This is a genomic window from Hymenobacter qilianensis (assembly GCF_014489555.1).
Taxonomy (GTDB): domain Bacteria; phylum Bacteroidota; class Bacteroidia; order Cytophagales; family Hymenobacteraceae; genus Hymenobacter; species Hymenobacter qilianensis.
On sequence record NZ_CP060784.1, the window covers coordinates 1,606,774 to 1,620,775 of the forward strand.

14 protein-coding genes and 3 tRNA genes are annotated in these 14,002 nt (G+C 53.9%); 12 read left to right on the top strand and 5 right to left on the bottom strand.

Features of this window, described 5'->3' with window-relative positions; all coding sequences use genetic code 11:
* Positions 1-15: 15 nt before the first annotated feature.
* Positions 16-88, bottom strand: a tRNA-Phe gene (locus H9L05_RS07380).
* Positions 89-243: 155 nt separating this feature from the next.
* On the opposite strand from H9L05_RS07380, the gene H9L05_RS07385 reads away from it, so the two are divergent.
* The 6 genes from H9L05_RS07385 to H9L05_RS07405 all read left to right on the top strand — a co-directional run bounded on the left by H9L05_RS07385 (position 244) and on the right by H9L05_RS07405 (position 6,286).
* A complete protein-coding gene (locus H9L05_RS07385; RefSeq protein ID WP_187733619.1) occupies positions 244-1,635 on the top strand; it encodes a (Fe-S)-binding protein in 1,392 nt (463 codons plus the stop codon).
* Positions 1,636-1,692: 57 nt separating this feature from the next.
* Positions 1,693-2,067, top strand: coding sequence for a (Fe-S)-binding protein (locus H9L05_RS26800; protein ID WP_394368478.1), 375 nt, complete (start codon positions 1,693-1,695; stop codon positions 2,065-2,067).
* A 44-nt stretch (positions 2,068-2,111) separates the two neighbouring features.
* On the top strand, positions 2,112-2,594 hold the full coding sequence (locus tag H9L05_RS26805) for a heterodisulfide reductase-related iron-sulfur binding cluster (protein ID WP_394368488.1): 483 nt from the start codon (positions 2,112-2,114) through the stop codon (positions 2,592-2,594).
* A gap of 114 nt (positions 2,595-2,708) precedes the next feature.
* Positions 2,709-3,209 carry a hypothetical protein gene (locus tag H9L05_RS07395; protein ID WP_187733620.1) on the top strand — a complete coding sequence of 167 codons (501 nt, stop codon included), beginning with the start codon at positions 2,709-2,711 and terminating at the stop codon, positions 3,207-3,209.
* A gap of 100 nt (positions 3,210-3,309) precedes the next feature.
* Entirely contained in the window at positions 3,310-5,241 is a 1,932-nt protein-coding gene (locus H9L05_RS07400; RefSeq protein ID WP_187733621.1) for an OmpA family protein, read from the top strand.
* Between the two features lie 271 nt (positions 5,242-5,512).
* On the top strand, positions 5,513-6,286 hold the full coding sequence (locus H9L05_RS07405; protein WP_187733622.1) for a DUF4476 domain-containing protein: 774 nt from the start codon (positions 5,513-5,515) through the stop codon (positions 6,284-6,286).
* 74 nt (positions 6,287-6,360) lie between these two features.
* On the opposite strand, the gene H9L05_RS07410 is transcribed toward H9L05_RS07405, so the two are convergent.
* Positions 6,361-6,837 carry a DUF4293 domain-containing protein gene (locus tag H9L05_RS07410; RefSeq protein ID WP_187733623.1) on the bottom strand — a complete coding sequence of 159 codons (477 nt, stop codon included), beginning with the start codon at positions 6,835-6,837 and terminating at the stop codon, positions 6,361-6,363.
* A gap of 91 nt (positions 6,838-6,928) precedes the next feature.
* Between H9L05_RS07410 and H9L05_RS07415 the strand changes: the two genes are divergently transcribed.
* The 5 genes from H9L05_RS07415 (at position 6,929) to H9L05_RS07435 (ending at position 12,063) form a co-directional block, all read left to right on the top strand.
* Positions 6,929-8,131 (top strand): thiolase family protein, encoded by a 1,203-nt coding sequence (locus H9L05_RS07415; RefSeq protein ID WP_187733624.1) that lies wholly within the window; start codon positions 6,929-6,931, stop codon positions 8,129-8,131.
* Positions 8,132-8,200: 69 nt separating this feature from the next.
* Entirely contained in the window at positions 8,201-8,692 is a 492-nt protein-coding gene (locus H9L05_RS07420; RefSeq protein WP_223284923.1) for a GNAT family N-acetyltransferase, read from the top strand.
* 65 nt (positions 8,693-8,757) lie between these two features.
* Positions 8,758-9,549 (top strand): tRNA pseudouridine(38-40) synthase TruA, encoded by a 792-nt coding sequence (gene truA, locus H9L05_RS07425; protein WP_187733625.1) that lies wholly within the window; start codon positions 8,758-8,760, stop codon positions 9,547-9,549.
* Between the two features lie 195 nt (positions 9,550-9,744).
* A complete protein-coding gene (locus H9L05_RS07430; protein ID WP_187734216.1) occupies positions 9,745-11,499 on the top strand; it encodes an ABC transporter ATP-binding protein in 1,755 nt (584 codons plus the stop codon).
* A 42-nt stretch (positions 11,500-11,541) separates the two neighbouring features.
* Positions 11,542-12,063: a hypothetical protein gene (locus tag H9L05_RS07435; protein WP_187733626.1), complete on the top strand. Its 522-nt coding sequence runs from the start codon at positions 11,542-11,544 to the stop codon at positions 12,061-12,063.
* A gap of 60 nt (positions 12,064-12,123) precedes the next feature.
* Here the strand turns inward: H9L05_RS07435 and H9L05_RS07440 are convergent, their stop codons facing one another.
* The 3 genes from H9L05_RS07440 to H9L05_RS07450 all read right to left on the bottom strand — a co-directional run bounded on the left by H9L05_RS07440 (position 12,124) and on the right by H9L05_RS07450 (position 13,234).
* Complete coding sequence (locus tag H9L05_RS07440; protein WP_187733627.1) at positions 12,124-12,825, bottom strand: porin family protein; 702 nt, start codon at positions 12,823-12,825, stop codon at positions 12,124-12,126.
* A 161-nt stretch (positions 12,826-12,986) separates the two neighbouring features.
* A tRNA-Pro gene (locus H9L05_RS07445) sits at positions 12,987-13,060 on the bottom strand.
* A 100-nt stretch (positions 13,061-13,160) separates the two neighbouring features.
* Positions 13,161-13,234, bottom strand: a tRNA-Pro gene (locus tag H9L05_RS07450).
* A 282-nt stretch (positions 13,235-13,516) separates the two neighbouring features.
* On the opposite strand from H9L05_RS07450, the gene H9L05_RS07455 reads away from it, so the two are divergent.
* Positions 13,517-13,966, top strand: coding sequence for a T9SS type A sorting domain-containing protein (locus H9L05_RS07455; protein WP_187733628.1), 450 nt, complete (start codon positions 13,517-13,519; stop codon positions 13,964-13,966).
* The last annotated feature ends 36 nt before the right edge of the window (positions 13,967-14,002 follow it).

Genomic DNA, 14,002 nt, shown 5'->3' on the forward strand with positions numbered 1-14,002 from the left:
GAAGAGGGTTTTTAGTGGTAACGGTTGGAATCGAACCAACGACACCAGCATTTTCAGTGCTGTGCTCTACCGACTGAGCTACGTTACCAACTTTCCTTTGCCTTTTACGGCTTAGGAGTGGCAAAAGTAGTAAACCAAAAGCAAGCTGCAACACTTACCTTAAAAAAGTTTTTGCCTAAAACCTTAAATTTGTTAGGCATAACGAGTACTTTTCGGTCGAACCCACCACCCAACTGCTTTCCTGTGACTATCGAAAACATTATTTTCCTGCTGATAGCCATTGCGGGCTTCGGCTTGTTTGCCTGGCAAGCGCAAAAGATTCGCGCCAATATCCTTGTCGGCCGCGACCGGGATATGTCGGGCAATATCGGAGACCGGCTGCAAAAAACATTGCTGGTAGCTTTTGGGCAGCAGAAAATGTTCAAGCGCATCACTCCAGCCCTGCTGCACTTAGTAGTGTACGTGGGATTCTTGGTGATAAACATCGAAGTGATCGAAATTGTGATTGATGGTGTGTTTGGTACGCATCGTGTGTTGCAGTTTCTGGGGCCAGTGTACGATGTACTGATGGCCACCAACGAAATTCTGGGGGCGCTGGTAATTCTGGCGGTTATTGCCTTCTGGTGGCGTCGCAACGTGAAGAAAGTTCGGCGCTTCTCGGGGCCTGAAATGCGCGCCTGGCCCCGCATCGACGCCGACATGATTCTCTATATCGAATTAGTGCTGATGGTGGCGCTGTTCGTGATGAACACTTCCGATTTGAAGTGGCATCGTCTGCAAAATCTGGAGATGCCGGGCTCATTTCCGGTCAGTTCGCTGCTATTGGGCATTTTTCCTACTGATTTGAACCTGCTGCACTTCTTGGAGCGTGCGGGTTGGTGGGCGCACATTGTAGGTATCTTGATTTTCCTGAACTACCTGCCCAGCAGCAAGCACTTCCACATTATCATGGCCTTCCCGAATGTATACTACTCGCGGCTGGTGCCGCAGGGGCAGTTCTCGAACGTGGACAGTATTACCCATGAGGTAAAGGCCATGATGGACCCCAGCTACGAGGTGCCCGCCCCACCCGTAGGCCCCGACGGCTCCGCGCTGGCGCCCACTTCCTTTGGCGCCAAAGACGTGGAAGACCTAGCCTGGACCAACCTGCTCAATGCCTACTCCTGCACCGAGTGCGGACGCTGCACAGCTTCCTGCCCGGCCAATATCACCGGTAAGCTGCTGTCGCCGCGTAAGATTATCATGGATACCCGCGACCGGATGGAGGAGAAGTACAACTCTCCGCTGATTTTTCAGCCTAACCAGTACGGTGATGCCAGCAAAGGAACCGAGCGGGTAAAAGTAGAAGTCGACCAGAATACGCTGCTTCGTGGCAAAGTGACGCCGGAGGAGCTATGGGCTTGTACCACCTGCAACGCCTGCGTGGAGTCATGCCCAGTGAATATTAATCCGCTGGAGTCCATCATTGAGATGCGCCGCTTTTTGGTGCTGGAAGAATCGGCTGCGCCGCATTCGTTGAATGTGATGTTCTCTAATATTGAGAATAATGGGGCGCCGTGGGCTTTCTCACCTTCCGACCGCTTCAATTGGGCTGACGACCTGTACTTGGCCGACAAACAAGCTGTAACAGCATAAACCAAAGCGTCATGCGCGTATTGCTGCGCATGCCAAACGATATCAACAATCAACTAAATGGCTGAGCAAATCACCAAGCGTCAAGTTACCGTTCCCGTTATGGCCGATTTGGCCGCCCGCGGCGAGCAGCCCGAAATTCTGTTTTGGGTGGGTTGTGCCGGCGCCTTCGACGACCGCTACAAGCGCGTAACCCGGGCTTTTGTGCGCATTCTGGAGCACGTAGGCATAAAGTACGCTGTATTGGGCATGGAAGAAACCTGCACCGGCGACCCCGCCAAGCGTGCCGGCAACGAGTTCCTGTTTCAGATGCAGGCGATGCAGAATATTACCACCCTGGATGGCTATCAGATTAAGAAGATAGTAACGGCCTGCCCGCACTGCTTCAACACGATAAAGAACGAATATCCGGCGCTGGGGGCAATTATGAGGTGATTCACCACAGCACCTTTCTCCAGCAGCTTATCAACGAAGGCAAGGTGGGCGTAGCTGGCGGTGGCGAGTTCAAAGGCCAGCGCATTACGTTCCATGACTCGTGCTACCTGGGTCGGGCCAACAATATTTACGAAGCTCCCCGCGACGTACTGGCTACCCTCGACGCCGACTTAGTGGAGATGAAACGGAGCCGCGCCAATGGCCTGTGCTGTGGGGCAGGCGGCGCCCAAATGTGGAAAGAAGCCGAGCCTGGCAACAAAGAAGTGAACATTGAGCGCACTGAAGAGGCTCTCTTTACCCTCGACGGCAATGCTCCCGCGCTAGCCCAAACGCGTGGCGTGGAAGATGGCAATGCTGGCGCTACGCCCAGCCCACGGGCCAACACGCGGGGGGCAATTATTGCCGTATCGTGCCCGTTCTGCATGACCATGATGAGCGACGGCGTGAAGAACAAGGAGCGCGAGTCGGATGTGCAAGTTTTCGATTTGGCAGAGTTGATTGCTAGTGCGGAAGGTCTGAACGCATAGCGCCGGGCCGGAAGGCATTTTTGTTTATTCGAAACAGCCTCGTCGGAACTTCCCGGCGAGGCTGTTTCTTTGTAGGAGTAGAGTGTGTATTTCTAAGTTTTCAAGCTATCGTCCATGTTCGTTCCGTTCGAAGAATTGCCCCCCAGTGCCCGCGTTTGGATTTATCAGGCCGACCGACCGCTTACGGACACTGAGCTGGCGGCCGTGGAGCCTGCACTGGCACAGTTTGCGGCGGAGTGGACCAGTCATGGGCGGATGCTGCGCGCTTCGGCCGCCTTTCGGCACGGGCAGTTTTTGGTATTGGGGCTCGATGAAGCGGTTGCCGGTGCAAGTGGCTGCTCCATTGACGCTTCCGTTCGCTTTGTGCGCAGCCTAGAGGAACAACTGGGCCTGAACCTGCTGGAAAAGTCGCACTTGGCTTTTCTGGTTGACGGCCAAGTGCAGCTACTCGACCGGCGTGAGCTGCGCCAGTCAGTCGCTACTGGCCAGCTTCAGCCCGACACGCCTTACTTCGACAATACCATTGCCCAGCATGGCAAGCTAGCGGCCGCGTGGCCTGCGCCTGCCGCCCACACTTGGCTGGCCAAATACTTTCAAACCTCTCCTCAGCGTTAACCTTACGGCTCTATTCCTGCCGAAACTTAGTATTATTGCTAGGCATAACAGCATTGCTGGCCTACGCCAAGCGCCTTACTCTTCCTACCGCCTTCCTTCTATGAAGAATTCTATTATTGTATGGGCTGCCGCCGGATCTGTGGCTGCGCTGGGCCTCAGCGGCTGCGCGACCTCTGAGTCGGGTACGAAAGCTGATAAACGCTTTGCGCGTGGGGAATATGAAACGGCTATTGCCTTATACAAAGCGCAGGCAGAACGCGGCAAAAATGCCCCCCAGAGCAATTTTCGGGTAGGCGAGTCGTATCGTTTGTCCAACCGCATCGAGCAGGCCGAGCTATATTATAAAATGGCCGTGGGAGCGGGGCTGAAAAACGCTGATGCTGGCTTTTATTATGGATTGGCGCTCAAAGCCAATGGTAAGTACGACGAGGCCATTGCCCAGTTTGATGACTACGTAAAGCTGGGCACTAACCGCGCCTTGGCGGCTCGGGCCGAAATAGAGGCCAAAAACACACGGTTGAGCAAAGAGCTGCTGGCGCTAAAAACGCGCGATGAAATTCAGCCTCTTGACCAAATAAACTCCGAGTCGGCCGACTTTAGCGCCACCATGATTCCGGATACCAAGGAAATCGTGTTTGCCTCGGGCCGCGATGGAAAGAAGTACCTCGGCAATGGCGAAGGATTCAACGACTTGTACGCCATTCGCTTCGAAGATGCGGAGAAGATGACCGGCGGCACCGTCCGCAAGCTAGAGCCCATCTTCAACACCGAAGGCACGCACGAAGCCAGCGCTACATATAGCCCCGATGGCAAAATGGTGGTGTTTGCGCGCTCCAACAGCGGCAAGAAAAAGGGTTACCTAAGCGTTGACTTATGGGCTTCTTATTACCGCAGCGGTGCCTGGACCGAGCCCGCGCTCATCAATATCAACGACCGCACCACCGACGACTTCTCGCCCGTTTTCTCCCCCGATGGCGAAACGCTCTACTTCGCCTCCGGCCGTAAAGGCGGCGAAGGCGGCACCGATCTTTACAAAGCGACCATAGCCGCCAATGGCCGTTTCGCGCCCGCCGAAAACTTGGGTCCTGAAATTAATACGCCAGGCAATGAGAGCTTTCCTGCTGTTGCTCCCGATGGCACGCTGTTTTTCTCCTCCGACGGGCACCCCGGCATTGGTAAGCTGGATGTGTTTGTAGTCGATAAAGGCAAAGTGCGCAATCTAGGCGCGCCCTTCAATAGCAGCGGCGACGATTTTGCTCCCTACTTCACGGCGCAGAACGTGGGTGTATTCTCTTCGAACCGGGCAGGTGGCAAGGGCAGCGACGACTTGTACCGCTTCCGCCGCAACACCACCAAGCTCGTCAACTTCTTCGTTGATGGCACTGTGCTAGAGCGCGACGCCAAAACTGGCACTACGAAGCCCGTCGCCTCCGAAAACGTGGAGCTATTTGCCAATGGCAACCGTAAACTTCTGGAAGTCACCACCGATGCTGAAGGTAAATTTAGCTTCAAGCTCGACTCGGCCACGACCTATGCACTGGTGGCTGACCGCCCCGGCTACTTTACGGCCCGGACTTCCGTAACGACGGTAGGCAAGATGCCTGCCCAGGATCAGCTGCCGGATCTAGTGAATGATATTCGGCTGCCCGCGACGCTCACGCTCAATAAGATCGTGAAGAATGTGGCCATTGTAGTCGAGAATATCTTCTACGATTACAACAAAGCCGACATTCGTCCCGATGCCGCAATCGAGTTGGACAAGCTGGTTGAAACGCTGAATGACAATCCCAAAATTACCATTGAGCTAAGCTCCCACACTGACTCGCGCGGTAAAGATGCCTACAACGCCAGCTTATCGCAGCGCCGCGCTCAGTCGGCCGTCGATTATATTATTTCCAAAGGCATTGCGAAAGAGCGCATTACGGCCAAAGGCTATGGCGAAACGCAACCAGTAGTTCGCAACGCTAAAACCGAGGAGCAACACCAGCGCAACCGCCGCACCGAATTTAAAGTGACGCGCATCGAGGAGTAACATTTCGTAGTATAAAAAAAGCCCCCTGCATACATACAGGGGGCTTTTTTGTGTTTAGATGCGTGACCAATCTCTATAGGAATTGTTTTTAGCCAAGCATATAAATGTAAGCAGTAGAGATAGTTAGAAATGGCCTAAATCATAAAGGTCTGATATTTAAAACTCTACTGTTACTGCGAAATCGAATAGGATTTACTATATTCAAAATGGCATAATACTTGGCTTAGAGAAGCTATCGGGAGCGTCCCTGTTGCTCTCACATTCTTCACACATGAAAAAGGCCTTACTTCTGAGCTTCAGTTTGCTGATGCTGTTATCGGCCCAGCTGCGGGCGGCGCCGGTTATTGTCAATTTTGCCTCCGAGCGCGGGGTGCCGTTTCACCTGGTGTTTGATGGGCAGCCGCTGACGCGTGGTGGCGTGCGCCAAGTGTCTATCGACCGGCTTACTCCTGGTTTCCACTGGGCTGAGTTCCGAATTCCGACGCCTTATGGTCGGGCTGTTAACTACCGTACGCGTGTGTTCCTTGATCCGGGCCTGGAGACCAGCTACGTGCTTATTGCCCGTAATGGCTTTGCCCCGGCCTTGCGGAAAGTGGCGGCCGTACCGCTGGGCCTGGGGCGCGGTCCTGGTCGCCGGGCGTATCCTGACGACGTGATTTATGAGGATGACCGCCGGGAGCCGAACGCGCCCATTGACCCTTACGGCTCATATCATTCTGGTCCGGGCACGGCCTATCCCGGCGCTTATCAGGTGATGACACCCCGGGACGTGGATGCCTTAGCGGATGCCCTAGCGTCTCGTTCCTTCGATAGCGATAAGCTGCTGGTGGCGCGCCAAGCCTTAAGCGAAACAGGTATCCGGGCCGATGATTTGCGACACCTGCTCACGCAGTTCGACTTCGATAAAGACAAGCTGGAGTTGGCCAAATATGCGTATCCCGCCGTCGCCGACCGGCAAAATTTCTACCGGGTTTACGATGTGTTTCGCTTTAGCGCCAGTGCTCGTGAGCTGGAAGAGTTTGTAGTGCGCAACCGAGGTCGATAGCTAAGTATCAATGCATAAAAAAGCCCCCAGAGTAGCTGTGGGGGCTTTTTTATGCATTGATACTTAGGTAGGCATTACCGAAGCCGATCCATGCTGCGTACAAGCTGCTCGTCGCGGCGGATGAAGCGATTAGCCAACACATTGAGCAGCAGGGCTAAAGTGGGGAGGTAGAAGCCGGCCTCAAACTCGCCGGGAACTTTGATGTTGAGCAGCTGCTCGCCTACCCCGGAGTAGTAGAAGCCCGCCCCGATAGTAGCCACAATGAGCAGAAAGTTGAGCAAGCCTATCTTAAGCTGGCGGAAACGGTTTTTGAACTGGAAAATTTCGTACACCGCTACTGCCGCCGAAACCAGCGCCAGAATAGCAATAAGATAGGCAGGCGTAGGGGCTGGTGAGCCCGGTTGCGGGTTCGTAAAGGCCAGCTTATATGCCGATAGTACCACTTCCTGCCCGGTCAGCGGGTCAGTTTTGCTCCAGATGGGCAGCACTAATACACTCAGCATGGCCAGAGCCAGCAAAAGAAGGAACACGCTTTGGATTCTTTGTATCATCTTTGTGGTTTGACGGTTCGCGCCGCGTAGCCGAAGCCTACGGGCCGGCAAAAGTAGCCAACAACGACCGTAATAACCGCATTCCAAGCCAATGCTAAGTGCTTATATAGTAGATGCCGTCCGCACCCCTATCGGACGGTTTGGCGGTGCGCTCAGTAGCGTCCGCCCCGATGACCTCGCCGCACACGTATTGCGCGAGCTATTGCGCCGCAATCCAACCTTGGATAAGGCAGCCGTAGAAGACATTATTATTGGTGCCGCCAACCAGGCCGGTGAAGACAACCGCAATGTGGCCCGCATGGCTGGTCTGCTGGCTGGCTTGCCCACTACCGTGCCCGGCAATACCGTCAACCGCCTGTGTGCTTCGGGCTTGCAAAGCATCATTGATGCTTCGCGGGCGGTGCGCTGCGGCGAAGGCGATGTGTACTTGGCCGGTGGCGCCGAAAGCATGACTCGCGCTCCTTTCGTGATGGCCAAGTCAGAAACTGCCTTTGGTCGTGAGCTTACGGCTCATGATACGACCTTGGGCTGGCGTTTTGTGAATCCGAAACTCTCGAAGCTGCATCATCCCTATGCTATGGGTGAAACGGCTGAAAACGTGGCCCGCAAGTACGGTATCACGCGTTTGGAGCAGGATGAGTTCGCCTTTAACTCCCAGCGCAGATATCACCGTGCTAACGAGAAAGGCCGTTTCCGCCGCGAAATCGTGCCCGTATTTGTGCCCAATCCGAAGGGCGACGCTGCTTTGTTCGACACCGATGAGCCGCCACGTTTGTCTACCTTGGAGAAATTAGGTACCCTGAAGCCTGCCTTTCAACCCCAGGAAGGAACCGTAACGGCCGGCAACTCAGCCGGTATCAACGACGGCGCGGCCGGCGTGATAGTGGTGAGCGAGGAAGCCTTACGGCGCTACAACCTCAAGCCCCTGGCCCGGGTGGTAGCCGCTGCCGTAGCCGGCGTAGATCCGGCCTATATGGGTCTCGGACCAGTGCCTGCCAGCCAAAAGGTATTGCAGCGTGCGGGCCTAACCATGAATGATATGGATTTGATTGAGCTGAACGAAGCATTTGCTGCTCAGTCGATTGCCTGCATGCGCGATTTGAATCTGGATCCTGAAAAAGTAAACGTCAACGGCGGCTCTATTGCCATAGGTCATCCGCTCGGCGCTAGTGGTTCGCGCATCACGGCTACGCTGTTGCACGAAATGCAGCGCCGCGAAGGCGTGCGCTATGGACTAGCTACAATGTGCGTAGGTGTAGGACAAGGCGCAGCAGTGATTTACGAGAAGGTCTAATTTGCCCCCCAGCTTTATGTCTGCTGCCCGGCTGCGCCCCACGATGGAATTACCCGTGCATGGGCGCGGCTGCGGCCTTGGCAACTAAGTGACGCCCAATCATTAAGCACGCACGGCAACAGCCGCGCCATCTGGCTGAACCTGCGCGACCGGTTTCCGAACCCCTATACACTTACCGATGCGGAGCACCATCTGCGCTTCGTGCTCAGCCCGGAAGGCATGACCGATGTGCACCTGTGCATTGAGGTAGATGGTGAAGCGGCCGGCAGCATCAGTATATTATTCAAGCAGGACGTCAACCGGCGGTCGGCGGAGATTGGGTACTTCCTAGGTCAGCAGTTCTGGGGGCGAGGCATCACAACGGCGGCGGTAGTAGCGCTGACGGAATACGCGTTTGCCAACTTTGATCTGTGCCGCTTATATGCTGTAGTATTTGCCCCAAACGTTGCCTCCGCCCGCGTACTGCAAAAGGCTGGATATGAACTGGAAGCACGCTTGCACAGGAGCATCACGAAAGATGGCCAAACTATGGACTCTTTGCTGTTTGCGATGGTAAAATAGCGCAAGCAGCAGCTTGTGTACGAATTAAACGGCCCCGTACCGCGCCGTAATTGTTTACACTATACATGCGCTATTTTCTTCATCTGGCCTACGATGGCACCCGTTTTCACGGCTGGCAGGTGCAGCCCAACACGCTTACGGTACAACAGGAACTGGACCGCTGCCTCTCGCAGGTATTGCGCCAGCCCATCTACACGTTGGGTAGTGGCCGCACCGATTCGGGGGTGCACGCAAGCCACCAGGTAGCGCACTTCGACGCCGATTTGCCCCCCAGCCTGGATGAGGCCACAATTTTGTATCGTCTCAACCGCGCGCTGCCGCCTGATATTGCCGTGCGCCGCCTGCACGCAGTGCCCGACAAAGCCCACGCCCGCTTTGATGCCGAAGCCCGCACCTACGAGTACTTCGTGCGCCTCATTCCTGATCCTTTTGGTGTTAATCAGAGCCTATACTTGGACCGGGCTCCGGACGTAGCCGCCATGAATGCCGCCGCTGCCTATCTCGTTGGTTCCCGCGATTTTACCAGTTTCTCGAAAGTGAAAGGCGGCGAAAATCATTATATCTGTGTGTGTTATGAGGCCGGCTGGCACCCTATTCCGGGCGGTTTGGTATTTCGAATTCGGGCCAACCGGTTTGTGCGCGGCATGGTGCGCTTGGTGGTAGGCACGCTGCTGAGTGTGGGCCGGGGCAAGCTAACCCCCGAGGAATTTGGCCACATCCTGCATACGCAAAGCCGTATTGCCGCGAGTGGCGCGGCGGTGGCGAAAGGCTTGTTCTTGAGCAGGGTGGAGTACCCGGTGGAATTGGTTGGAGCGGAAGAGCCTACCGGAATGCCGTACTTTGTGCTGAATTCTTAAGGCTCTTCCTTCGTGGGAATGACGAGCTTGGGGGCAAAAGTGAATGTAAGCCGATGCTGTTTTTGCAACCTCTGAGGCTTATGTGTGGTTACTTCTCCTTAGTACCCTGTATTGATTAAAAAATCCTCTGTGGAGCAAACAACTACCGCCACCAAAACCGGCAACATCTTCGATTGGCAGGTTCTGAGCCGCCTAATGAAGTATGTGCGGCCGTACCGGCGGATATTTTATTTTCTGATTTTCCTGACCGTTGCCACGGCCGCGCTGGGGACTCTACGCCCTTTTCTGATTCAGAAAATGGTGGACCGCAGCATCGAGCAAGGCGACCTGACGGGCGTAAACCAGATGTTTGGGCTGCTGCTGGTGTTGCTGGTGGGTCACACCCTGGTAAGCTATCTGCAAACCTACTTTGGTGGCTGGCTGGGCCAGTATATCGTGCGCGATATCCGGGTTGATTTGTATCAACACATTCTGAATCTGCGTCTTAAGTTCTTTGACCGTACGCCTATTGGGGTGCTGGTAACCCGCAATATTTCCGACGTAGAAACCCTGTCGGATGTGTTTAGTGAAGGCTTGGCGGCCATGATTGGCGACATTCTTCAGTTGCTGTTCATCATGGGCTTCATGTTCTGGATTGATTGGCGCCTGACGCTGGTAAGCCTGTCGGTTATTCCGCCACTGATCATCAGCACCTATGTGTTCAAGGAGAAGGTGAAGCAGTCGTTTCAGGAGGTGCGCACAGCGGTAGCTAACCTGAATTCCTTCGTGCAGGAGCACCTGACGGGCATGAACGTGGTGCAGATATTTAACAACGAGGAGCGCGAGTTCCGGAAGTTCAAAGCCATCAATCAGGAGCACACGCGGGCCAACGTGAGGTCGGTGCTGTATTACTCCATCTACTTTCCGGTGGCCGAAGTGCTGGCCGCTATCGGCGTGGGTTTGCTGGTATGGTACGCCGCGCAGGGGCAGATCGAGGGCACTATTTCAAAGGGCGCGCTCATTGCCTTTATCTTGTATAACGCCCTTTTCTTCAGACCTATCCGGCAAATTGCTGACCGCTTCAATACCTTGCAGCTTGGCTTGGTAAGCACCGACCGTTTGTTGAAGCTGCTGGATAGCAAGGAACTCATTGCCGACACGGGTACGCTGGCGCCGGCCGCCATTCGCGGCGACGTGGCGTTTGAGAAAGTCTGGTTTGCTTACAACGACGAAGAGTACGTGCTGCGCGACATCAGCTTCGATGTAAAAGCCGGTCAGACCATTGCTTTTGTGGGCGCTACGGGCGCCGGCAAAACGTCCATCATCAACCTGCTCAGCCGCTTCTACGAAATCAACAAGGGCACGATCCGCGTTGATGGGCACGATTTGCGCGAGTTCGACCTCAAGGAGTTGCGCCGCCACATTGGAGTCGTATTGCAGGATGTGTTCTTGTTTGCGGGCACCATCGCCGACAACATCACGCTCGGAAACAAGGATATTACCGAAGCTCAGATTTGGGAAGCAGCCGATTTGGTAGGGGCCCGCCGCTTTATTGAGCGCCTGCCGGGCGGCCTGCATTACCCGGTAATGGAGCGCGGCGCCACGCTCTCCGTAGGTCAGCGTCAGCTTATTAGCTTTGTGCGGGCCATGGTGTATCAGCCGCGCATTATTATTCTGGATGAGGCTACTTCTTCGGTGGATAGTGAAACGGAGGAGCTGATTCAAGCAGCTATCGACAAGCTCATGGAAGGCCGCACCTCGCTCGTAATTGCGCACCGCCTCAGCACTATTCAGAAAGCCGACCGCATCATCGTGCTCGACCGGGGTGAAATCAAGGAGTCAGGTACGCACGAAGAATTGCTGCGCCACGGTGGATTTTATCAGCAGCTCCATCAGATGCAGTACAAAGACGTGAGCATGGAGCTGAACAATGAGAAAGCAGATATAGGGAGCAGCGCCCGTACTTCTTAACTCATACCGTACTTTGTTGTCCTCACTTTTAAACACACCATAATGCGTTGGTTCTGGCTTATCAGTTTTGCTCTGGCACTTATTCTGGGCGGCGTTTATGCGTATCTGGGGGGCTTTCGTCAGCCGGAAGTAGCGGTTATAACAACTGCGAAACCCATCTTTTTGGCTGGCCGCTACTACAACGGCCCCGTTCAGGGAGACGAGTTTGGGCCTTTGTTTCGGCAGGCGCAGCAGTACAAGGAGAAAAATCACCTCCAGGGTACACTAGGCAATATCTACTACAACGACCCTGAAGCGGCCGGCGACACGGTGAAAGCCTTTATTGGCCTTATCGTGGCGGATACGGTTTCGCAGAATTTGCCCCCCGGCTACCGCTACAGCACCTTCAGCGGCGGGCAGCGGGTGGTGCAGGCCCGCTTGGATGCCAGCTATATGCTGGCGCCCGGCAAGCTATACAGTGGCATTAAAGAATACGCGAAGCAACACAAGATACCGCTGCGCCAAGTGTACGTGGAGCAATTTCCAGACACCGGGCCTGCGGAAGTGCTGGCGGTTGTGAAGTAGGTAACATAAAAAGCCCCCCAGATAGTCTCTGGGGGCTTTTTGCTTGATAAGCAGTCGTGATTACTGGCGGCCGATGTAATAGGAAGCTCCCAGTGTGAGATTGCTCAAACCAAAATTTGCGGCGAAGCCCGAAATTTTAGCCTCAGTATCATTCTGACCAGTCTGCAAATCTTTAGGCTTAATATGAGTGCGAGTGTAGCCAAGGCTACCCGCAGTCAATTCTAAACCGAGTTTATTAATGGGGAAGAAAACGAATGCTGGAGTAATGCTTACAAAAGCTCCATTGGTTTGATTTCTAGGTGAAGAATAGCCCGGAAAATCAAACTTGGTAGTCGTTGTTTGACGAGACAGTCCAGCTGAGAGTTGGCCATAGAATCCAAAATTCTCAGCTGGCAGATAATAATAGCGCAGAAAAGGTGCGCCACTAAAAGAAGTCGTTTTTGTTGTTCGCTTAACTGCTTCGTCGGGAGCCGGAGAGTAATAAGGGCCGGTTTCTTTACCAGATCCAAAACCAAAGGATAAACCTACGGCAAGGTTCTCAGCTAAAAAGTAACCCACGTTTGGGTTTAAATTCAGATTGCGGGAGGTGAATTCTGTAGTGCTTTGCCCTGCAGAGGTAGCAGATCCGACATATTTGTTTTCAGAATTAGACTGGCTATATCCAACGCTTCCCCCAACTAGGGTAGTACCCTTGCTGATTTGGGCCTGAGCTGTTGAAAAAACTAGAGATAAGAATAATGGCAGAAAAAGATTCTTCTTCATACAGATAGTGAAAAGGAAGTAAAGGGATAAGGTGAGTGGATACCAAGCTGGCAAAGAACGCAACCAACGCTGCATTTTGTATAGAGAATATGAAATAAAGTATAATGCATAAAAAGCCCCCCAGATAGTCTCTGGGGGCTTTTTTATAGTCTTCGATTAAGTCGGGGTGGCAGGATTCGAACCTACGGCCTCGTCGTCCCGAACGACGCGCGCTACCGGGCTGCGCTACACCCCGAGAATGGTACCGCGTGCGGCACCGGACCTTACTTATACGGCCCAAAAAAAGCCTCCGAATCGAAATTCGAAGGCTTTTTTTTAACAGTGAACTGTTTTTGTCGGAGTGGCAGGATTCGAACCTACGACCTCCAGCACCCCATGCTGGCGCGATACCAGGCTACGCTACACCCCGATGGAATCGAGTCGCAAAGATAAGAGACGATTTGGGTTTGGCACAATCTTCGGAAGGATAAAATTTGTGGCCCAAACTGATAAAATGCCCAAGCGTTTCCCAAACCCAAATCGAAAAGTTTGATGAAAGGAAGAAGGCGTTTCTCCGCAAATGGGTTAGCGCCTACTTATCAGTTGAGGCTGAATAGAATGCAGTTGTAAAGAGGAAAATTAGAATAGAAGAATACCAACTGCATTATACTTTTACAGGATATTGGCTTTGTCCCTTTCGTTTCGAATGCATATGAAAAACTTTACTGTATTGCTGGGCTTTGGAATGGTCTTTTTGCTAACGCTGCCCACCCAAGCCCAAACGAAACCCGCTGCGAAGCCCGCTACACCTGCGCCAACCGCGTCGGCCGCCGTTGAGAAGCCTGCTGATGCTGCCGTGCCTGCTGGTGCGCCCTCCCTGATATCTGATAAGATGGATGCCCCGGCTTCCACTTCCGGAGCACTTAAAGTGAGCCTGGATAATAACCCGCTGACCAAGAGCCTGATAGTGCGCACTGACGCCGCAGGCCCTACCCGGGTAGAAATAAACGACGGGGAAGGCCGCCCCGTGCTGACCCGCAATATGATGGTAGGTAATAAGCCCACTGCCCTCGACGTCAGCCGCTTACCCGCCGGCTACTACATTGTGCAATGCACCGCCGGCGAACGAAAAGGCATGCGCAGGGTAATGCTCGGTCAGTAATAGCACCAGCCAACAAAAAAGCCCCCAGAGTCGTCT

Excerpts from the sequence above, each read along its gene's own strand:
- H9L05_RS26800 (WP_394368478.1), top strand. The coding sequence starts at position 1,693 with ATGGCTGAGCAAATCACCAAGCGTCAAGTTACCGTTCCCGTTATGGCC.
- H9L05_RS07395 (WP_187733620.1), top strand. The coding sequence starts at position 2,709 with ATGTTCGTTCCGTTCGAAGAATTGCCCCCCAGTGCCCGCGTTTGGATT.
- H9L05_RS07400 (WP_187733621.1), top strand. The coding sequence starts at position 3,310 with ATGAAGAATTCTATTATTGTATGGGCTGCCGCCGGATCTGTGGCTGCG.
- H9L05_RS07405 (WP_187733622.1), top strand. The coding sequence starts at position 5,513 with ATGAAAAAGGCCTTACTTCTGAGCTTCAGTTTGCTGATGCTGTTATCG.
- H9L05_RS07410 (WP_187733623.1), bottom strand. The coding sequence starts at position 6,837 with ATGATACAAAGAATCCAAAGCGTGTTCCTTCTTTTGCTGGCTCTGGCC.
- H9L05_RS07415 (WP_187733624.1), top strand. The coding sequence starts at position 6,929 with ATGCTAAGTGCTTATATAGTAGATGCCGTCCGCACCCCTATCGGACGG.
- truA (WP_187733625.1), top strand. The coding sequence starts at position 8,758 with ATGCGCTATTTTCTTCATCTGGCCTACGATGGCACCCGTTTTCACGGC.
- H9L05_RS07430 (WP_187734216.1), top strand. The coding sequence starts at position 9,745 with ATGAAGTATGTGCGGCCGTACCGGCGGATATTTTATTTTCTGATTTTC.
- H9L05_RS07435 (WP_187733626.1), top strand. The coding sequence starts at position 11,542 with ATGCGTTGGTTCTGGCTTATCAGTTTTGCTCTGGCACTTATTCTGGGC.
- H9L05_RS07440 (WP_187733627.1), bottom strand. The coding sequence starts at position 12,825 with ATGAAGAAGAATCTTTTTCTGCCATTATTCTTATCTCTAGTTTTTTCA.
- H9L05_RS07455 (WP_187733628.1), top strand. The coding sequence starts at position 13,517 with ATGAAAAACTTTACTGTATTGCTGGGCTTTGGAATGGTCTTTTTGCTA.